Origin of the sequence: Streptomyces sp. NPDC051051 (assembly GCF_040682975.1) — a bacterium.
GTDB lineage: Bacteria > Actinomycetota > Actinomycetes > Streptomycetales > Streptomycetaceae > Streptomyces.
The window spans coordinates 46,094-65,928 of record NZ_JBFBCB010000044.1 but is presented as its reverse complement, the minus strand read 5'-3'; the positions used below and the strand labels follow the sequence as shown (position 1 = coordinate 65,928).

General features: G+C 72.2%; 18 protein-coding genes. 7 read left to right on the top strand and 11 right to left on the bottom strand.

Annotation, left to right across the window (positions count from 1 at the left end; genetic code table 11):
• Positions 1-181: 181 nt before the first annotated feature.
• The 4 genes from AB0N31_RS28215 to AB0N31_RS28200 form a co-directional block, all read right to left on the bottom strand.
• Positions 182-1,120 carry a hypothetical protein gene (locus AB0N31_RS28215; protein WP_366061249.1) on the bottom strand — a complete coding sequence of 313 codons (939 nt, stop codon included), beginning with the start codon at positions 1,118-1,120 and terminating at the stop codon, positions 182-184.
• Between the two features lie 13 nt (positions 1,121-1,133).
• Positions 1,134-1,430: a DUF4193 domain-containing protein gene (locus AB0N31_RS28210; RefSeq protein WP_003993510.1), complete on the bottom strand. Its 297-nt coding sequence runs from the start codon at positions 1,428-1,430 to the stop codon at positions 1,134-1,136.
• A 395-nt stretch (positions 1,431-1,825) separates the two neighbouring features.
• Positions 1,826-3,058 carry a HAMP domain-containing sensor histidine kinase gene (locus AB0N31_RS28205; RefSeq protein WP_366061248.1) on the bottom strand — a complete coding sequence of 411 codons (1,233 nt, stop codon included), beginning with the start codon at positions 3,056-3,058 and terminating at the stop codon, positions 1,826-1,828.
• Positions 3,059-3,062: 4 nt separating this feature from the next.
• Entirely contained in the window at positions 3,063-3,716 is a 654-nt protein-coding gene (locus AB0N31_RS28200; protein WP_020125132.1) for a response regulator transcription factor, read from the bottom strand.
• A gap of 415 nt (positions 3,717-4,131) precedes the next feature.
• Between AB0N31_RS28200 and AB0N31_RS28195 the strand changes: the two genes are divergently transcribed.
• On the top strand, positions 4,132-4,305 hold the full coding sequence (locus AB0N31_RS28195) for a hypothetical protein (protein WP_366061247.1): 174 nt from the start codon (positions 4,132-4,134) through the stop codon (positions 4,303-4,305).
• 144 nt (positions 4,306-4,449) lie between these two features.
• On the opposite strand, the gene AB0N31_RS28190 is transcribed toward AB0N31_RS28195, so the two are convergent.
• Together AB0N31_RS28190 and AB0N31_RS28185 are read right to left on the bottom strand one after the other, a co-directional pair.
• The gene (locus AB0N31_RS28190) at positions 4,450-5,265 is read right to left on the bottom strand and encodes an inositol monophosphatase family protein (RefSeq protein ID WP_366061246.1); all 816 of its coding nucleotides are present in this window, start codon (positions 5,263-5,265) and stop codon (positions 4,450-4,452) included.
• A gap of 8 nt (positions 5,266-5,273) precedes the next feature.
• The gene (locus AB0N31_RS28185) at positions 5,274-6,401 is read right to left on the bottom strand and encodes a ferrochelatase (protein ID WP_366061245.1); all 1,128 of its coding nucleotides are present in this window, start codon (positions 6,399-6,401) and stop codon (positions 5,274-5,276) included.
• A 247-nt stretch (positions 6,402-6,648) separates the two neighbouring features.
• Here AB0N31_RS28185 and AB0N31_RS28180 point away from each other — a divergent pair, with 247 nt between their 5' ends.
• From AB0N31_RS28180 to sepH, 3 genes are all read left to right on the top strand, one after another.
• Positions 6,649-7,887 (top strand): MFS transporter, encoded by a 1,239-nt coding sequence (locus AB0N31_RS28180; RefSeq protein WP_366061244.1) that lies wholly within the window; start codon positions 6,649-6,651, stop codon positions 7,885-7,887.
• Positions 7,847-9,166, top strand: a complete 1,320-nt coding sequence (locus AB0N31_RS28175; RefSeq protein WP_366061243.1) for a D-arabinono-1,4-lactone oxidase — start codon at positions 7,847-7,849, stop codon at positions 9,164-9,166. The genes AB0N31_RS28180 and AB0N31_RS28175 overlap by 41 nt, the downstream gene beginning before the upstream one ends.
• Before the next feature lie 497 nt (positions 9,167-9,663).
• On the top strand, positions 9,664-10,695 hold the full coding sequence (gene sepH, locus AB0N31_RS28170) for a septation protein SepH (protein ID WP_366061242.1): 1,032 nt from the start codon (positions 9,664-9,666) through the stop codon (positions 10,693-10,695).
• Between the two features lie 159 nt (positions 10,696-10,854).
• On the opposite strand, the gene AB0N31_RS28165 is transcribed toward sepH, so the two are convergent.
• A complete protein-coding gene (locus AB0N31_RS28165) occupies positions 10,855-11,706 on the bottom strand; it encodes a sulfurtransferase (RefSeq protein WP_366061241.1) in 852 nt (283 codons plus the stop codon).
• A gap of 291 nt (positions 11,707-11,997) precedes the next feature.
• Between AB0N31_RS28165 and AB0N31_RS28160 the strand changes: the two genes are divergently transcribed.
• Together AB0N31_RS28160 and AB0N31_RS28155 are read left to right on the top strand one after the other, a co-directional pair.
• Entirely contained in the window at positions 11,998-12,801 is an 804-nt protein-coding gene (locus tag AB0N31_RS28160; protein WP_366061240.1) for a VOC family protein, read from the top strand.
• A 129-nt stretch (positions 12,802-12,930) separates the two neighbouring features.
• Positions 12,931-13,749: an SAM-dependent methyltransferase gene (locus tag AB0N31_RS28155; protein ID WP_366061239.1), complete on the top strand. Its 819-nt coding sequence runs from the start codon at positions 12,931-12,933 to the stop codon at positions 13,747-13,749.
• A gap of 44 nt (positions 13,750-13,793) precedes the next feature.
• Here the strand turns inward: AB0N31_RS28155 and AB0N31_RS28150 are convergent, their stop codons facing one another.
• From AB0N31_RS28150 to AB0N31_RS28135, 4 genes are read right to left on the bottom strand one after another with little or no spacing between them, the layout of a single operon-like run.
• Positions 13,794-14,441, bottom strand: coding sequence for a thymidine kinase (locus AB0N31_RS28150; protein WP_366061238.1), 648 nt, complete (start codon positions 14,439-14,441; stop codon positions 13,794-13,796).
• Between the two features lie 55 nt (positions 14,442-14,496).
• Positions 14,497-15,687: a nucleotide pyrophosphatase/phosphodiesterase family protein gene (locus AB0N31_RS28145; RefSeq protein WP_366061237.1), complete on the bottom strand. Its 1,191-nt coding sequence runs from the start codon at positions 15,685-15,687 to the stop codon at positions 14,497-14,499.
• A complete protein-coding gene (locus AB0N31_RS28140; RefSeq protein ID WP_366061236.1) occupies positions 15,687-16,274 on the bottom strand; it encodes a DUF5998 family protein in 588 nt (195 codons plus the stop codon). The genes AB0N31_RS28145 and AB0N31_RS28140 overlap by 1 nt, the downstream gene beginning before the upstream one ends.
• Before the next feature lie 52 nt (positions 16,275-16,326).
• Positions 16,327-19,257, bottom strand: a complete 2,931-nt coding sequence (locus AB0N31_RS28135; RefSeq protein ID WP_366061235.1) for a GNAT family N-acetyltransferase — start codon at positions 19,255-19,257, stop codon at positions 16,327-16,329.
• A 178-nt stretch (positions 19,258-19,435) separates the two neighbouring features.
• Between AB0N31_RS28135 and AB0N31_RS28130 the strand changes: the two genes are divergently transcribed.
• A complete protein-coding gene (locus AB0N31_RS28130) occupies positions 19,436-19,717 on the top strand; it encodes an HPr family phosphocarrier protein (protein WP_189262368.1) in 282 nt (93 codons plus the stop codon).
• Positions 19,718-19,835: the final 118 nt, after the last annotated feature.

Here is a 19,835-nt window from a genome sequence, read left to right as displayed (position 1 = left end):
CCGATACTGGTTGTATCGGGGCGACCCCGACAACGCGGCGAGCGTGCGTGCCAGGCGTCGCCGGGCAGACGGGACTTTCGAAACACGCCCTAGGCGTATCGGCCTGTGAGGTCGCCGGACCAGGTGGACGGGAGGTCGCGGCGCGGGCAAAGGTTTCGCCTCCGCCGCGCAAAGACTTCGCTCAGCCGCCGAGCTCCCCGGGTCTGTCCCCGAGCGGGAGCGGATTCTGCGGCTGTTCCAGAGGCGGCAGGTCGGGCAACGCGTCCCACGGCACCTGCATCCTGCGCAGGTCGGCCCGGACCTTGGCGGCCAGTTTCCTGGTGTCCCGGCGGTTCATGAGCGCGCCCACGGCGGCACCCACCAGGAAGGGCATGAGGTTCGGCAGGTTGCGGACCGTGCGCTTCATGACCTGCTGCCGCAGCTCGCGCTTCAGGGGGCCGCCGAGCGCCGAGTTGAACGAGGCGGGCTTCAGTACGTCCACACCGCGCTCGCCCGACCAGGAGCGCAGATACGCGGTGCTGCGGTCCACGAGGTTCCCGGCGGGGCGCACCCCGTAGACCTCGTGCAGTTCGGCGATCAGCTTCAGCTCGATCGCCGCCACGCCGCTGATCTCCGCGGCGATCTCGGCCGGCATCGCCGGCGGTACGGGGAGCATGGCCGCCGCACCGACACCGGCGCCCACGGTGGACGTGGCCTTCGCCGCGCCCGCCACGAGCTTGTCGGCGATCTGCTCCGGCCCGAGCCCGGGGAACTGCCGGCGCAGCGTCCGAAGATCCCGTACGGGGATCCGCGGGGCCATGTCGATGATCCGGTCGGCGAGACGGGCGATGCCCGCCCTGGCGCGGTCGCCGCCCCTGCGGGCACCTTCCTTGGCCAGGTCCACCGCCTTGTGCCGGATCGCCGCGGCCCGTCGCCGGGCGACGGGCGCGGCGCCCTGGGCCGGCGCCGGGAGATCGCCCCGGCCGCCCGCCGCATCGAGCGAGGCCGATCCCGCAGGGAGAACTCCCTTGCCGGATGGGCCTCGCTCGTCGTCACGCACGCCGTGAGGGCCGTCGGACGGCCCCTTGTCCGCTCCCAAAAGGGGGAAGCGGCGCTTCCGAGGAGGGGTCGAGCCAGTCACGGCCGACCCGCCCTCAGTCGCAGTCGCGGCAGATCGGCTGGCCGTTCTTCTCGCGGGCCAGCTGGCTGCGGTGGTGCACCAGGAAGCAGCTCATGCAAGTGAACTCGTCCTGCTGCTTGGGCAGTACCCGGACAGCCAGCTCCTCGTTGGAGAGGTCTGCACCGGGCAGTTCGAGGCCTTCCGCGGCCTCGAACTCGTCGACGTCGACCGCGGAGGCGGACTTGTCGTTCCGCCGGGCCTTCAGTTCTTCAAGGCTGTCGGAGTCAACGTCGTCGTCGGTCTTGCGTGGGGTGTCGTAATCGGTTGCCATTTCGCCTCTCCCCCTCTGGGTTTCTGCGGTGTCTCCAGCGCACGTAACGCGTGAGAGGCCGGACTTGTGCCCGCCTCGAGGCGGAGATTTTGCCTCACATCAAGGTCTGTTACTCAATCGACACCCAACCGGACTCCTCACGAGTGATCGGCTTGGATGGCGATCGGGACCGTACACGGTCCGAATGCCGCACCACAAAGGCGCCTCATCGTGTACTTCCCGTGATCAGGACCCCTGAAAACCCGGAGTTTCCGGGCTTTCCGACAGCATCCATGATCACGGAGAGTAGATGACCGGAAAATCGCTCTTGTGATCGATCACACATGGGAAAGCTCGATCGAGGCCCGAAAAATTCCGCGCAGAGCGAACAAGCCCATGTGTGCCGCGGCCGGGTCTCACAGCGGCAGACTGACTCGCATCACGAGCCCTCCTCCCTCGCGCGGCTGGGCCGCGATATGGCCGCCGTGCGCCCGTGCCACGGAGCGCGCGATCGACAGACCGAGCCCGACGCCCTTGTCGCTGCCCGTACGTTCGGTGCGCAGCCGCCGGAAGGGCTCGAAAAGATTGTCGATCTCGTAGGCGGGCACCACCGGGCCCGTGTTGGACACGACGAGCACCGCCTGGCCGTGCAGGACCTCGGTGGTCACCTCGACCCAGCCGTCCTCGGGGACGTTGTAGCGCACGGCGTTCTGCACCAGGTTAAGCGCGATCCGCTCCAGCAGTACGCCATTGCCCTGGACGACCGCGGAATCCCGCTTGCCACGGATCCGTACGCCCTTCGCCTCCGCCTCGCCGTGCACCTGGTCGATGGCCTGCCCGGCGACCTCGGCGAGGTCGACCGGCTTGCGCTCGACGATCTGGTTGTCGCTGCGGGCGAGCAGCAGCAGGCCCTCCACGAGCTGCTCGCTGCGCTCATTGGTGGCCAGCAGCGTCTTGCCGAGCTGCTGGAGTTCCACCGGCGCGTTCGGGTCGGAGAGGTGGACCTCGAGGAGCGTGCGGTTGATGGCCAACGGCGTTCTCAGCTCGTGCGAGGCGTTGCCCACGAAACGCTGCTGGGCGGTGAAGGCCCGCTGCAATCGCTCCAGCATGTCGTCGAAGGTGTCGGCCAGCTCCTTCAGCTCGTCGTCCGGCCCGTCCAGCTCGATACGGCGGGACAGGTCCGAGCCCGCCACGGAGCGCGCGGTGCGCAGGATCCGGCCGAGCGGGGCCAGCACCCGGCCGGCCATGGCGTAGCCGAACGCGAAGGCGATCACGGCGAGTCCGAGCAGGGCCAGCAGCGAGCGGCTGAGCAGGTCGTCCAGTGCGTGCTGGCGCTGCTGGTTGACGCACTCGTTCATCGCGCGGTTGAGCTCGCTGGCGGTCGGCTCGTTGGAGAAGTTGCAGATGTCGCTGGCGACCTGGCCGGCGAGGATCTTGAAGGGCAGGTCGCTGCCCACGTTGAGCGCGTTCGCCGCCAGCAGGTAGATGATCGACAGCAGCAGGATGCCGGCGATCAGGAACATCCCGCCGTAGAGCAGCGTGAGCCGTATCCGGATGGTCGGGCGCAGCCAGGGGAAGGGGGCCTGCGGCCTCCTGGGGTCCCAGGTGGGCTTCGGGGGCGCCTGGGGAGGCGCCGGAGTCGTGGCCATGGGATCAGATCCGGTAGCCGGAGCCGGGGACCGTGACGATCACCGGCGGTTCACCGAGCTTGCGGCGCAGGGTCATGACGGTCACGCGCACGACGTTGGTGAAGGGGTCGGTGTTCTCGTCCCAGGCCTTCTCCAGGAGCTGCTCCGCGGAGACGACGGCGCCCTCGCTGCGCATCAGCACCTCCAGGACGGCGAACTCCTTGGGTGCGAGCTGCACCTCCTTGCCGTCCCGGAAGACCTCGCGGCGGTTCGGGTCGAGCTTGATGCCGGCGCGCTCCAGCACGGGCGGCAGCGGCAAACTGGTGCGCCGGCCCAGGGCCCGCACGCGTGCGATCAGCTCGCTGAAGGCGAAGGGCTTCGGGAGGTAGTCGTCGGCACCGATCTCCAGGCCCTCGACGCGATCGCTGACGTCACCGGAGGCCGTGAGCATGAGCACGCGGGTGGGCATGCCCAGCTCGACGATCTTGCGGCAGACGTCGTCGCCGTGCACGAGCGGGAGGTCACGATCGAGGACGACCACGTCGTAGTCGTTGACGCCGATGCGCTCCAGGGCGGCCGCACCGTCGTACACGACGTCGACGGCCATGGCCTCACGGCGCAGTCCGGTGGCCACCGCATCGGCGAGCAGCTGCTCGTCCTCGACGACGAGTACGCGCACGTCGCTTGTCCTTCCTGTGTCCACCCGCGTAGCGCGCTGTGGGCGCACGCGGGCAGGGGATTCGGTGGGTGTGGGCTTCCATCCTGCCCTTTTCGGCCATAAGTCGGCGGTAAGGCGGGTGCGGGGCCGTGAGGGGCAGGTGTGAGGCCCGGGAATGCCGGATTTTCTCGCCGGGTTGAGGTTTCTGCGGGAGGGAGCGGGGGGAGGACGGCTTTACACCCCGCGATCACGCTCTGCATGTGCCGCAGCACCATGCGGCACTCCGCGATCCGCTTTCCGCAGAGCGGGCGTGGGTGTCCGGCACCGTCGCCGCCCGGCCGGGCAGCGCTGGGCACCTACTGGAGACGTGATCGCCCCTTCCCAATCGGCACACCCCCGTGCCACAGACCCACGACCAAGGACGAGGGGGCGCAGCATGGACGCATTCACCGCAGGACTTCTGCAGCGCATAAGGGCGACCGAGTCCGATCTGACGCGGGCTCGAAGCGAGGGCGACGACTTCCTCGTGGAGGTCGAACAGGGCGAGCTCGACGACCTGCGCCGTCTCGCCGCCGAGCACGGTGTGCAGGTCGGCGCGACAAGCGTCTGAGCAGTTCGCACGCACGACGGAGGGGCCCCGGCGAATCCAGCGCCGGGGCCCCTTCGTGTGCCCGCGTCGGGCGTCCGGCCGGGCATGCGGCCGGACGCCCCGCGGACGCGTCGTCGTGCGTCCAGCGGACGCGTCTTCGTGCGTTCAGTCGTGCCAGGCGCCGAAACCCTCCAGGAGCCGCTGGAGGGGCTCGAAGACACCCGGCGTCGCGGCGATCGCCAACTCGCGCGAGGGGCGCTCTCCGGGGCGTCCACCGGTCAGGGCGCCCGCCTCCCGGGCGATCAGGTCGCCCGCCGCGAGGTCCCACGGGTGCAGACCGCGCTCGTAGTACCCGTCGAGCCGGCCGGCGGCCACGTCGCACAGGTCGACGGCCGCGGAGCCGCCGCGCCGGATGTCGCGCAGCAGCGGGATCAGCTGCCGGGAGACGTCGGCCTGGTGGGTGCGGACCTCGGTGACGTAGTTGAAGCCGGTGGAGACCAGCGCCTGTTCGAGCGGGGCCGGCGGCCGGCAGGTGATGCGGCGTTCGCCCTCCCAGGCTCCCGTCGCCCACGCGCCGCCTCCGCGCACCGCGCGGTAGGTCTCGCCGCGCATCGGGATCGCCACGACGCCGACGACGGTCTCGCCGTCCTGTTCGGCGGCGATGGAGACGGCCCAGGTGGGCAGGCCGTAGAGGTAGTTCACGGTGCCGTCGAGGGGGTCGATCACCCAGCGGATGCCGCTGCTGCCCTCGGCGGAGGCGCCCTCCTCGCCGAGGAAGCCGTCGTCGGAGCGGTGTTCGGAGATCAGACCGGTGATCAGTTTCTCGGCCGCGATGTCCATCTCGGTGACGACGTCGATGGGGCTCGACTTGGTGGCGGCGACCGCGAGGTCGGCCGGCCGGCCGTCCCTCAGCAGTTCGCCGGCCCGGCGGGCGGCCTCCTCCGCGAGTTCGAGCAGTTCCCGGTGCAGGGGGTCGGTCACGGCGCTCCTCACGCGTACGGGCTGTCGGCGCCCGCCGCGGCGGGCCTGGGGGCGCGGGACGGGCAGCAGCCCACCGGGCAGACGTCGTGGCTCGCCCCGAGCGCGCCCAGGGTGCACGGGGTGACGTCCCGGCCGTTCTCGGCCGCGGCGCGCTCCAGGACGAGGTCGCGGACGGCGGCGGCGAAGCGCGGGTCGGCGCCGACGGTGGCCGAGCGGCGCACCGGCAGGCCCAGTTCGGCGGCCTTGGCCGTGGCCTCGGTGTCGAGGTCGTACAGGACCTCCATGTGGTCGGAGACGAAGCCGATGGGGGCCATCACGACGGCCGGTGCCCCGGCGGCGTGCCGCTCCTCCAGGTGGTCGCAGATGTCGGGCTCCAGCCACGGGATGTGGGGGGCGCCGGAGCGGGACTGGTAGACGAGCTGCCAGGGGTGGTCGACGCCGGTGCGCTCACGGACGGCGTCGGCGACGAGCCGGGCCACGTCCAGGTGCTGCGCGACGTACGCCCCGCCGTCGCCGTGGCCCTCCTCGGGGCCGGAGGTGTCGGCGGCGGCCGTCGGGATGGAGTGGGTCGTGAAGGCGATGTGGGCGCCGTCGCGGACGTCCTCGGGGAGGTCGGCCAGGGAGCGGACCACACCGTCGACCATGGGCTCCACGAAGCCCGGGTGGTTGAAGTAGTGCCGCAGCTTGTCGATCTTCGGGAGCTCCAGGCCCTCGGCCTCCAGCGTGGCCAGCGAGTCGGCGAGGTTCTCGCGGTACTGGCGGCAGCCCGAGTAGGAGGCGTAGGCGCTGGTGGCGAGGACGAGGACGCGGCGGCGGCCGTCGGCGACCATCTCGCGCAGGGTGTCCGTGAGGTACGGGGCCCAGTTGCGGTTGCCCCAGTAGACCGGCAGGTCCAGTCCGTGGTCGGCGAAGTCCCGGCGCAGGGCGTCCAGCAGGGTGCGGTTCTGGCCGTTGATGGGGCTGACCCCGCCGAACAGGAAGTAGTGCTGACCGACTTCCTTGAGGCGTTCCTTGGGGATGCCGCGCCCGCGTGTCACGTTCTCCAGGAACGGGACCACGTCGTCCGGGCCTTCAGGTCCGCCGAAGGAGAGCAGGAGCAGGGCGTCGTAGGGGGTGGCATCGAGCGCGTCTGGCATGTCTCGATCCTGCCACCCGTCGCCGACAGCCCGGAAACTCCGGGTGCCGTGGCGGGCGACCGCCCTGAAGGGGAACGCGCGCGGGGGTGCGTTAGGGTTACCTAACTCGTAAGCTGTATCGGCTGCGTACACGCCTTACCGGGTGGGCAGCGCACTCCCGCATGTCCTGCCGAGCCCCGCAGCAACACCCTTCCTCGCGCCGTGCCGAGCCGCCACGCACGCGTGACCGGACCCGACGGAGATCTCCGTGCCCAGCTCCTACCGCGCCCTGTTCGCCGCCCCAGGCTCGAGGGGTTTCTCCGCCGCGGGGTTCCTCGGCCGGATGCCGCTGTCGATGATGGGCATCGGCGTGGTCACGATGGTCTCCCAGCTCACCGGGCGCTACGGCCTCGCGGGCGCCCTCTCGGCGACCATCGCGCTGTCGGCGGCGGCGATCGGGCCGCAGATCTCCCGCCTGGTGGACCGGCACGGGCAGCGCAGGGTGCTGCGGCCCGCCACGCTGGTCGCGCTCGCCGCCGCGGCGGGGCTGCTGCTGGCGGCGCACTTCACGTGGCCGGACTGGGTGCTGTTCGCGTGCGCCGCCGCGATCGGTACGGTGCCCTCTCTCGGCGCGATGATCCGGGCCCGCTGGGCGGCCCTGTACCGGGGCACCCCGCAGCTGCACACCGCGTACTCCTTCGAGTCCGTGGTGGACGAGGTCTGCTTCATCTTCGGCCCGATCATCTCCATAGGCCTGTCCACGGCCTGGTTCCCGGAGGCCGGCCCGCTGCTGGCGGCCTGCTTCCTCGCCGTCGGCGTCTTCTGGCTGACCGCGCAACGGGCCACCGAACCCGAGCCCCACCCGCGCGACCACAAGGGCGGCGGTACGGCGATGCGCTCGCCCGGTCTGCAGGTGCTGGTGGCGACGTTCGTGGCGACGGGGACGATCTTCGGGGCGGTCGACGTGGTCACCGTCGCGTTCGCCGACGAGCAGGGGCACAAAGCCGCCGCGAGCGTCGTCCTGGCGCTTTACGCGGCCGGTTCCTGTGCGGCGGGTCTGGTCTTCGGCCTGCTGCGCCCCCAGGGAGCCCCGGAACGACGCTGGTTGCTGGGCGTGTTCATGATGGGCGTGAGTATGATCCCCCTCCTACTGGTCGGGAACTTGCCGTTTCTGGCCGTGGCGCTCTTCGTCGCGGGCCTCGCCATCGCTCCCACGATGATCACGACGATGTCCCTCATCGAAGAGCACGTACCACGGGCGCAGCTGACCGAGGGCATGACCTGGGTGAGCACCGGGCTCGCGGTCGGGGTCGCGCTGGGCTCCTCGATCGCCGGCTGGGTCATCGACACGGCGGGCGCGCGGGCCGGGTACGGGGTTCCGGCGGTGTCCGGGGCCGTCGCGGTCGCGGTCGGTTTCCTCGGGTACCGTCGGCTCAGCAGGCCGGCGCCGGGTCGTGGAGGCACCGTTGAGCAGCACAGCGAGCGGGAAGAGCGGCACGTGGCGTAACTGGGGCGGCAACGTCGTCTCCCGCCCCGCGCGGGAGGTCACACCCGCCTCCGTCGACGAGCTGGCCGCGGCCGTGCGCCGGGCGGCCGAGGACGGACTGACGGTCAAGCCGGTCGGCACGGGCCATTCCTTCACGTCGATCGCCGCGACGGACGGCGTGTTGATCCGCCCTCACCTGTTGACCGGTATCCGCGACATCGATCGCGAAGCGATGACCGTCACGGTCGAGGCGGGCACCCCGCTCAAGAGACTCAACCTGGCGCTGGCGCGCGAGGGGCTGTCGCTCACCAACATGGGCGACATCATGGAGCAGACCGTCTCGGGGGCCACCAGCACGGGCACCCACGGCACGGGCCGCGAGTCGGCCTCCATCGCCGCGCAGATCAGGGGCCTGGAGCTGGTCACGGCCGACGGCTCGGTGCTGACCTGCTCGGAGAAGGAGAACCCGGACGTCTTCGCTGCGGCCCGGATCGGTCTCGGCGCCCTCGGCGTCGTCACCGCGATCACCTTCGCCGTGGAGCCGGTCTTCCTGCTCACCGCGCGCGAGGAACCGATGCCGTTCGACAAGGTCCTCGCCGACTTCGACGAACTGTGGGCCGAGAACGAGCACTTCGAGTTCTACTGGTTCCCGCACACCGGCAACACCAACACCAAGCGCAACAACCGCAGCGCGGGCCCGCGCAGGCCGGTGGGGCGACTGGCCGGCTGGTTCGAGGACGAGTTCCTCTCCAACGGCGTCTTCCAGGCGGCCCAGTGGGTGGGCCGGGCGGTGCCGGCCACCGTCCCGGCCATCGCCGAGGTGTCCAGCAGGGCGCTCTCCGCACGCAGCTACACGGACATCCCGTACAAGGTCTTCACGTCGCCGCGCCGGGTCCGGTTCGTGGAGATGGAGTACGCCGTGCCGCGCGAGGCGGTGACCGAGACGCTGCGCGAGCTGAGGGCCATGATCGAACGCTCTCCGCTGCGGATCAGCTTCCCCGTGGAGGTGCGCACCGCGCCGGCCGACGACATCACCCTGTCCACCGCCTCCGGCCGCGACAGCGCGTACGTCGCCGTCCACATGGCCAAGGGCGCGCCCTACCGGGGATACTTCACCGCCGCCGAACACATCTTCACCGCGCACGAGGGCCGGCCGCACTGGGGGAAGATCCACACGCGGGACGCGGAGTACTGCGCCGGGGTCTACCCGCGGTTCGGCGAGTTCACGGCACTGCGGGACCGGCTGGATCCCGACCGGCGCTTCCAGAACGACTACCTGCGGAGGGTCCTGGGGCAGTAGCGGGCTCGCCGGCGTGGGGGCGGTGACTGTCGATCCCGCCCTTGCGGTGCCCACGGCCCGAGGGACGCTCAGGCCGGTTCCCCCCTCGCCCGCCGCCGCCTTCCCGACCTCCGGCGGCTGCGTGACGTACGCCACGCCCGAGATCGCGGAAAGCGCTTGCCGAATCAACAAGCCGCACCCCTTGCCGGAAGTTGGGCGGCGCGCCGAGCCACGCACGTGGCCCGAATGGAGTACTGTGGCGAGCCCTGGGTCCGGTCTCCCACCAGGATGTCCGGAGCCTCGACGGACAGTCAGGAGGGGGCCGATTGCGCAGGGTTACGGAGTTGGTCACTTAGCGTGGCGAATTGATAACCGTGTCATAACGGCGATCAAGGGCCCTCGCGCGACACGCCGGGCAACTCGGCAAGGTTGTGGCAGGCTGCACCCGGGCAGGCCACACTCGACTAGCGGAAGCAGCGACGCACGTGACGTCGGCAGGCACCACCCGGGAGGTCCCCATGCCCGAACTGCGTGTCGTGGCCGTCTCGAATGACGGCACACGGCTGGTGCTGAAGGCTGCGGACAGCACGGAGTACACGCTTCCGATCGACGAGCGTCTGCGCGCCGCCGTCCGCGGCGACCGTCCCCGCCTCGGCCAGATCGAGATCGAGGTGGAGAGCCATCTCCGCCCCCGCGACATCCAGGCGCGTATACGTGCCGGCGCGACCGCGGAAGAAGTCGCGCAGATGGCAGGCATCCCCGTCGACCGCGTACGCCGCTTCGAGGGCCCCGTGCTGGCCGAGCGCGCGTTCATGGCCGAGCGCGCCCGCAAGACCCCGGTCCGCCGGCCCGGTGAGAACGCCGGACCCCAGCTCGGCGAGTCCGTGCAGGAGCGGCTGACGCTGCGCGGCGCCGACAAGGACACCGTGCAGTGGGACTCCTGGCGCCGCGACGACGGCACCTGGGAGGTCCTGCTCGTCTACCTGGTGGCGGGCGAACCGCACTCGGCGAGCTGGACGTACGACCCGCCGAGGCGGCTCGTCCAGGCCGTCGACGACGAGGCGCGCTCGCTGATCGGCGAGTCCGACGACCTCGCCGCGCCGGAGCCCAGCTTCCCGTTCGTGCCGCGCATCGCCCGGCTGCCCCGCGACCGCACGATGGACCGCGCTCTCGACCGGGCGAGCCTGCCCGCACAGCCCTCCGAGCCTCCCGAGGAGAGCACCGGCGAGCGCGAGCGGGACTCGCTGACCAGCCTGCTGGAAGCGGTGCCGAGTTTCCGGGGCGACATGGTGGTCCCGGAGATCCCTTCCGAGGAACCGGAGGAGCCCGCCGAGGAAGCGGACCTCGAGGAGCCTCCGGCGCCCGCCGCGTCCGCCGGTTCCGCCTACGCGGACGTCCTCATGCCCCGCTCCGTGGGCAGCCACCGCGATCGGCTCATCGGTTCCACGGACCGTCAGGCCGAGGCCGACGGCGTCCGCCCCGGCCGCCGCGCGGCGGTGCCCAGCTGGGACGAGATCGTGTTCGGCACCCGGCGCAAGAAGCAGGAGTAAGCAGGAGCACGGGAGCGGGCCGCCGCACGGCGGCCCGGTGGTGGTGGCCGACGCTTCGCCGGAGTGGGTTCGCACACGGGTTCATACGTACGGAGGGGCCGCACCTGTTCGGTGCGGCCCCTCCTTCCTTGCCGCGCTTCCTCGTCGCGTGCGACGGACCTACCGGGGGTCAGGTCCGACGGCGACCGGGCGGGACGGGTCCGAGGACCACTCCGACCAGGAACCGACGTACAGCGCCGCCGGAATCCCCGCCACCGCGAGCGCCAGCACCTCGTGGGCGCCGGAGACGCCGGAGCCGCAGTACACGCCCACCTCGCTGCCGTCGGTCGCCCCGAGCGACGTGAAACGGTCCCTGAGGTCCCCGACGGGCAGGAAGCGGCCGTCCGGGCCGACGTTGTCCGTGGTCGGCGCCGAGACGGCGCCCGGAATGTGTCCGCCGACCCGGTCGATCGGCTCCACCTCGCCCCGGTACCGCTCGCCCGCGCGCGCGTCGAACAGCACGCCGGAGCGGGCCAGCACCGCCGCCGCGTCCGCGTCGAGCAGTCCCGTGGCGGCCGGCCGCGGCTCGAAGTCGCCTCCTCCGGGCGCCGGGACGTCGACCGACAGTTCTCCCTGCCACGCCGTCAACCCGCCGTCGAGGACCCGCACGTCCGGGTGACCTGTCCAGCGCAGCAGCCACCACGCGCGGGCCGCCGCCCAGCCCTGTCCGCCGTCGTACACGACCACCGGCCGGGCGGCCGACACACCCGCTCGGCGCATGGCGGCGCCGAACTCCGCCAGGTCCGGCAGCGGATGGCGGCCGCCCCCGCCGGGCGCCCCGGCCAGCTCCCGGTCCAGGTCCACGTAGACGGCGCCCGGCACGTGCCCGGACGTGTAGGCGGCACGGCCGTCGAACGGCGGTTCTCCGGCCGCCTTCGCCACACTGAGCTGCCAGCGGACGTCCAGCACGACCGGCGGGTTCTCCCCCGTCAGGGCGCTCGCGAGTTCGGATGCGGAGATGATGGCGTTCATGGCCCCATCCTCGCGCACGGGGTGGCCCCGCCGTCCAGGCCCGGCTACTCTGCTCGGCCGGACGGGCCCGATCACCCGGCGTACGGGACCGGGCACATGCCGTACGGCCGATCGGCGTCCTTCGGCAATCGCACGAAGACGGATGAGGAACCGCACACCGGGCGGCCTCCCGACACGCCCGCCGCACGACGACGGCGCGCCCGGAGCGCTCGGCACCGTGGGTGGTGCGAACATCGGCCCCGGGGTGCGGAAGCGACGCGGCCACCGCGAGTGGCCGAGGAGAGAGTGACGATGCCCGAGGCACGTGGGCCGGCCGGCCTGAACGGCGAAGCGCACACTCGGTACGTACCCGGCACACCCTGCTGGGTGAGCTTGATGGTGCACGGGTTGACGGCCACGCAGGAGTTCTACGGCGAGCTGTTCGGTTGGACGTTCCAACCCGGACCGCATCAGCTCGGCCCGTACGCACGTGCCCTGCTCGACGGCCGTGAGGTGGCCGGCATCGGCCAACTCCCCCCGGACCGGCACCTCCCCGTGGCCTGGACTCCCTACCTCGCCTCCGACGACGTGGACACCACCGCCGAAACGGTGCGCCTGAGCGGGGGCACGATCGGGGTCGGTCCGCTGGACGCCGCCGACGCCGGACGCCTGGCCATCGGCTCCGACCCGGTCGGCGCGGTCTTCGGCATCTGGCAGGCGACGGCCCACCTCGGCACCTGCATCACGGGCGTGCACGGCACCCCCGCCTGGAACGAGCTGCTGACCTTCGAGTCGGCGAGCGTCGTCAAGTTCTACGAGACGGTGTTCGGCTACCGCCGGGAAGCCGTGGTGGCCGACGACTTCGACTACGTCACGCTGAACGTCGCGGAACGTCCGGTCGCCGGAGTCCACGGCCTGGGCAACGCCCTGCCCCGGGACCGCGGACCGCACTGGATGACGTACTTCCAGGTGGACGACGTGGACGAGGCGGTCGCGCGGGTCGCCGGCCTGGGCGGCCGGCTCCTCGCGCCGGCGCGGGACGGCGCGCACGGGCGCGTGGCGACGGTCGCCGATCCGGAGGGGGCCCGCTTCGCGCTGATGCAGGAGTCTCTCTGAGGCCGGTGCGCTGTCCGTCGGGGGCCGACGCGGCTGCCCGGCAACCGACCTGACGAGCCGTGAGACCCGCCGGGTCGACGCTCCCGAAACGGTGGTCGGCAGCCGGAGTCACGGGAGAAGATGGCCCGTATGAAGGATGAAGGCTCCCCGATCGACCCCACCAGGCCGAGCATCGCCCGCGTCTACGACTATCTGCTCGGCGGCAAGGACAACTACGCCGTGGACCGGCAGGTCGGCGACGTGTTCAAGCGTGATCTCCCCGGTTCGCTGGCGATCGCCTTCGCCAACCGCGCGGCTCTGATACGGGCGGTCCGGGAGATCGCGACGACCACCGGCGTACGGCAGTTCATCGATCTCGGGAGTGGTCTTCCCACCGCGGACAACGTCCACCAGGTCGCGCAGCGGCATGCTCCGGAGTCCCGGGTCGTGTACGTCGACATCGACCCCCAGGTGCTGGTCCACGGGCGCGCCCTGCTGGAGGAGAACGACCGGACCCGGGTGGTCCCGGCCGACGTACGCGACCCCGAGGCCATACGCACGCACCCGGAGACCGTGGGGCTGATCGACTTCGACCGGCCCGTCGCCGTGATGTTCAGCGCCATCCTCCACCACGTCAACGACGAGGAGGACCCGGCCGGGATCGTCCGCTACTGGCGCGACCAGGTGCCCTCCGGCAGCTACTTCTTCGTCAGCCACTTCCGTTCCGGCAACAACCCAGAGACGGCGGAGGCCGAGCGGGTCCTCCAGGAGACGTTCGGCCGCGGCCGGTGGCGCACCGACAAGGAGATCGAGTCCCTCCTGGACGGCCTGGAGATCCTCGCCCCCGGCATAGTGCCCGCGCCGCGCTGGCGGCCCGAGGTGGTGGACAGCCCGTGGAGCGGCGACGGCGAACGGGAACTCACCGTCTGGGAGCGCCTCATCGCCGCCGGACTGGCCCGTAAGCCGTAGGGCGGCGCCCGCCCGTCCGCCTGGTGGGAACCGCGGGCGCCCGGTCAGGCGGAGTTGACCGGCAGCACGTCCGGCGACAGGACCGCCGCGCGGGCCGACGCGGCCGTCATGCGGCGGCGGTGGTGGCGCCGGCACAGGACCTCGTAGCCGACGGTGTCCGCCTGGTCCACGTCGCCGATCACGACCTGCGCGCCCTCGACGACCATCACCCCGCCGACCGTGCGGGCGTTGTGCGTGGCGCGGGCGCCGCACCAGCACAGGGCCTCGACCTGGAGGACCTCCACGCGGTCGGCCAGCTCGACGAGCCGCTGGGAGCCGGGGAACAGCTTGGAGCGGAAGTCGGTCGTGATGCCGAAGGCGTAGACGTCGATCTCCAGGTCGTCGACCACGCGCGCGAGCTGGTCTATCTGCTCCTCCGCGAGGAACTGCGCCTCGTCCGCGATCACGTAGTCGGCGCGGCCGCCGTGCGAGAGGTGGTCGACGAGGTAGCCGTACAGGTCCTGGCCGTCCTCGACCTCCACCGCGTCGGTGACCAGTCCGAGGCGGGAGGAGAGTTTGCCCTCACCGGCGCGGTCGTCGCGGGTGAAGATGATGCCCTGGAGTCCGCGCGCGGAGCGGTTGTGCTCTATCTGGAGAGCCAGCGTGGACTTCCCGCAGTCCATGGTTCCGGAGAAGAACACCAGCTCGGGCATGGGGAGTCGAGCACCTTTCGGTGGGATGTGGGTGGCGTGGTCGGGGCGACGGGCGTCAGGAGCGTACTTCGAGCAGCGGCACGAACTGCTCGGCCGGGGTCATGGAGCCGTGGTTGCCGACCATGGCCGACTCCTTCGGTTCGCGCTCCGAGGCGATGAGCAGGACGTCGTCCCGGGCGGCCGCGATCACGTCGCCGAGGCGGGCGTACACCCGCTCGTCGATGTGCGGGCCGAACCATCCCGCGGCGATCGCCTCGTCCCTCGAGGCCACCCAGAACTGCTCGCCGAGCACCTCGCGCCAGCAGGTCAGGACGTCGTCCTCGGCGCCCGGCACGGCGTAGACATGACGGGCACGGCCCTCGCCGCCCAGCAGGGCGACCCCGGCGCGCAGCTCCCAGTCCGCGTCGAAGTCGATGCGGTGGTCCTCGTCGAAGGGCACGTCGACCATGCCGTGGTCCGCGGTGACGTAGAGCGCGCTGCGCGGCGGGAGCTGCTCGGCGAGGCGCTGCACGAGGCGGTCGACGTACATGAGCTGGCCGCGCCAGGTGTCGGACGCGACGCCGTAGCGGTGACCGGCGCCGTCGAGTTCGGCGTAGTACGTGTAGACCAGGGACCGGTCGCCGGCCGCGAGCTGCTCGGCCGCGAAGTCCATGCGCTCCTCGCCGGTGAGGCGCCCGTGGAACGTGCCGCCGCTGAGGGCGACCTTGGTGAGCGGGGTGTTCTGGAAGTGGGGCGAGGACACCTGTGCGGTGTGCACGCCGGCCGCGTCGGCCAGCTGGAAGACCGTGGGGTACGGCTGCCAGGCGTGCGGCGGGGTCCACGGCTGCCAGCGGAGCTGGTTCATCAGCTCGCCGGTGGCCGGGTCGCGGACGGTGTAGCCCGGCAGGCCGTGCGCGCCCGGCGGGAGGCCGGTGCCGACGGAGGCGAGCGACGTCGCGGTGGTCGCCGGGTAGCCGGCGGTGAGCGGGCGCCCGGTGCCGCCGCGCGAGCCGGCGAGGAGGCTGTGCAGGTAGGGCGCCTCGTCACGGTGGGCCTTGAGCTGCTCCCAGCCGAGGCCGTCGATCAGGAAGACGCAGTTGCGGTCGGCCGGGGTGAGTTCCGCGATGGCCGCGGTCGTGCCCGGGACGCCCATGCCGGCGGCCAGCGTGGGCAGCAGGTCGGCGAGGGAGCCGGAGCCGTACTGGGGGACGGGTGCGGAGGAGACGGCGAGGGGTTCCGGGTCGTCCCAGACGGCGGGCTGAGCCATTACGCGGTCTGGTCCGCGGTCGCCTCGGAGAGGGACTGCGCGAAGGCGAGGGTCTGGCGCACCGTCTCCGGGCCGTCCCCGGCCTCGCTGACGCGCAGGCTGAGGTCGTCCGCCGTCGAGCTTCCGGTGTAGCCGTGATCGGCGTCGCAGTTCGGGTCGCCGCAGGCGGCCGGCTCGAGGTCGATGCGGGAGACCGCACCCCAGCCGATCGTCAGCACGACCTCGCGCGGCAGGCTGCCCGGCGTGTACGACTCCGGGTTGGCGACCACACGGCTCAGCACGACCGACGAGATCCGGCCGAGCTTCACGGACTCGGTGGACGTGGTGGCGTACGGCGTCGGGGAGGTGGAGTCGGCGGCCTGCTCGTCGGTGTGGCTGACGATGAAGCGGTTGCCGGTGAGGACCAGCACGGTCACGTGCCGGCGGACTTCGTTCTGGTCGAACGTGGTTTCCTGGTGGACCAGGTACGACCGGATGGGCTCGCCGCCCACGGCGGCCTCCACCGCCTCGGCCACGAGGGCCGGGTAGTAGCCGCTGCGCTCGATCGCCGCACGCAGCCCCTGGGTCGTCGTACTGGTCTTGGCCATGTCCTCCATCCTACGGGGACCCACTGACTGCGAGGGACCGGTCACGGCCGTCTCAGTAGACGGGGAGCGTCCGCGGGCCGAGGTCGTCGCGGGCGGGCGGGGGCGCGAGGCTGACGGAGGCGCCGAGAACGCTCAGGCCGTGCGGGGCGACGACGACCGGCTCCAGCGTCACCGCGACGACCTCCGGGTGGTCGTCCACCAGGCGGGACACCCTCAGCAGCAGCTCCTCCAGGGCGGGGGTGTCGACGGGCGTCGAACCGCGCCAGCCGAACAGCAGGGGTGCCGTCCGGATCGACCGGACCAGGGAGGTGGCGTCCCGGTCGGTGACCGGGATCAGGCGGTGCGCCATGTCGCCGAGCAGCTGCGAGGCGGCGCCGGCGAGTCCGAACGACAGGACGGCTCCGGCCGCCGGGTCGATGACCGCCCGGACGACGGTGTCCACCCCGCGCGGGGCCATCGCCTGGACCACCGGGCGCAGCTGCTGCGGAGCCCCGAACAGCTCGGTCAACTCGGCGTACGCCCGCCGCAGTTGTTCCTCGTCGGCGAGGTCGAGGCGGACGCCGCCCAGGTCGGCGCGGTGGCGCAGGTGGGGTGCGGTGGCTTTGAGGGCGACGGGGTAGCCGAGGGCGCCGGCGGCCCGTGCGGCCTCGTTGGGGGTGGGTGCGGGGATGGCCCGGCGGACCGGGATGCCGTACCGGCCGAGCAGCTCGCAGGTCTCGTCGGTGCCGAGGGTGAGGCCCTGTCCGCGCGCTAGAAGCCTGCCGATCAGCGCGGCGGCGCCCTTCTCGTCGATGTCCTCGTGCTCGGGCACCTTGCCGGGTTCGGCGGCCTCGCGCCGCCACTGCGCGTACTTCACGGCCTCGGCGAGGGCGCGGACCGCGCGTTCCGCGGCGGGGTAGGCGGGGATGAGGTGGGCGCCCTCGGGGGCTCGGGAGCGCTCGGCGGGTTCGCCGGGCACGGCGGCGGGAGCGGGGGGTGTGCCGGTCGGCGTCGTCGACACGGCCGTCGCCGAGCCGGGGCCGGTCGATGTCGTCCCCGCCCCGGTCGTCCCGGTCGTCCCGGTTCCCGTCGGCCCGGCCTCGGCCGCCGCCGTGGCCGGGGTCGCCGTACGCGCGCGTGGGGCGGTGCTCGTCGCGGCGGACAGGGCCTCCGCGAGGCCGCCCAGCTCCACGTGCACCACGAGCACCGGCTTGGCGGGACCGGCGGCCGCGGCCGAGCGCAGCGCCTGCGCCAGTTCCGCGTCGTCGGGGGACGCCTCGCCGATGGCGGGGATCGCGGTCACCACGACCGCGTCGCACGTCTCGTCGGCCAGGGCGTGCGCCAGCGCGGCGTGGAAGTCCTCCGCCGACGCCTCCGTGGTGAGGTCCAGCGGCGGCTGCGGGCGCAGACCCTCGGAGAGGCACGCGTCGTACGTGAGCAGCCCCAGCGACTCCGAGTTGCCGAGGATGGCCACGCGCGGTCCCCGTGGCAGCGGCTGGCGTGCCAGCAGCAGGCCCGCGTCGACCAGTTCGGTGATGGTGTCCACGCGGATCACCCCGGCCTGGCGGAGCAGGGCGGACACCGTGGCGCGGGGCAGCCGCGTGGCCCGTACGGCGTGGCCCTGGGGGGCCGAGCCGGCGCCCTGGACCACCACCAGCGGCTTGGCCGCGGCCGTGCGCCGCGCGAGCCGGGTGAACTTGCGCGGGTTACCGATGGACTCCAGGTACATCAGGGCGACGTCGGTGTCGGGGTCGTCGTACCAGTACTGGAGGACGTCGTTGCCGGACACGTCCGCGCGGTTGCCGGAGGAGACGAAGGTCGACACGCCGGTGATCCCGGTGACGCCTCCGCCGCGCCGGTGCAGCCGGGAGAGCAGGGCCACGCCGATGGCCCCGGACTGGGCGAACAGGCCGATCCGGCCGGGGCGCGGCATCTGCGGGGCCAGTGACGCGTTCAGCCGTACCTGTGGGGAGGTGTTGATGACCCCGAAGGCGTTGGGGCCGATGATCCGCATCCCGTACGCGCGCGCGTGCCGCACGAGTTCGCGCTGGCGCTGCAGCCCGTCGGGGCCGCTCTCGGCGTACCCGGCGGCCAGGACGACGAGTCCCTGCACGCCGTGCTCGCCGCACTCGGCGACGACTTCGGGCACGTGGTCGGCCGGGACGGCCACGACCGCGAGGTCGACGTGCCCGCCGATGTCGCGGACCGAGCGGTGGGCGGGCACGCCGTCGAGTTCCTCGATGTCCTCGGGGAAGGCCTTGTTCACGGCGTACAGGTCGCCGGTGAAGCCGGCCTCGCGGAGGTTGCCGAGGACGCTGCGGCCGACGCCGCCGGGGGTGCGGCCGGTGCCGATGACGGCGACCGAGCCGGGCACCAGCAGTCGCCGCACGGAGCGGCCCTCGGCGCGCTGTTCCCGCGCGCGCTGCACCGCGAGGGAGCGCTCGGTGGGTTCGAGGCCGAACTCCAGGTGCACGACGCCGTCCTCGAAGCTGCGCTTCTGGGTGTAGCCGGCGTCCGTGAACACCTTGATCATCTTGGTGTTGGCCGGGAGCACCTCGGCGGCGAACCGCCGGATGCCGCGCTCGCGCGCGACGGCCGCGATGTGTTCGAGGAGGGCGGAGGCGACACCGCGACCCTGGTGGGCGTCCTGCACGAGGAACGCGACCTCGGCCTCGTCGGCCGGCGCCGGGGCGGCCGTCCCGTCGGCGCCAATGCGGTCATAGCGTACGGTGGCGATGAACTCGCCGCCGACCGTGGCCGCGAGTCCCACCCGGTCCACAAAGTCGTGGTGCGTGAAGCGGTGGACGTCCTTGGCGGACAGTCGCGGGTAGGGCGCGAAGAAGCGGTAGTACTTCGACTCGTCCGACACCTGCTCGTAGAAGCTGACCAGGCGCTCGGCGTCATCGACGGTGATGGGGCGGATGCGCGCGGTGCCGCCGTCGCGCAGCACCACGTCGGCTTCCCAGTGGGCGGGGTACTCGTGGCGGTCCGACGCGCTCTGCATGGGGCCCAGAGTACGGCTCGCGTACGACAACGGCGCGAGGCAGTCTGTGGAGGACGGACGCCGGATCGAGGCCGCGATCCGACGACCACGCCGGGAGGGGGCCGCACAGCCCTCTCCCCACACGCTTCACGTGTGGAACACTGGTCTAGACAACCTGAACACCGAAGGGCAGCATCACATGGCTGAGCGCCGCGTCAACGTCGGCTGGGCCGAGGGCCTTCACGCCCGCCCCGCTTCCATCTTCGTCCGGGCCGCCACGGCCGCAGGCATCCCGGTGACGATCGCCAAGGCCGACGGCAACCCCGTCAACGCGGCCTCCATGCTGGCCGTTCTCGGCCTGGGCGCCCAGGGCGGCGAGGAGATCGTCCTCGCCTCCGAGGCCGAGGGTGCGGACGCCGCCCTCGACCGTCTGGCGAAGCTGGTCGCCGAGGGGCTCGAGGAGCTTCCCGAGACCGTCTGAGCCGGCCGCCACCCGCAGCGGACAGGAGCCGCGTCGCCCGGTCCGGGCGGCGCGGCTCCGCCGTTTCCGGGGCCCGGCGGAAATCGCCGGCCGCGTGTCACGGATATCGCGCAGGCCC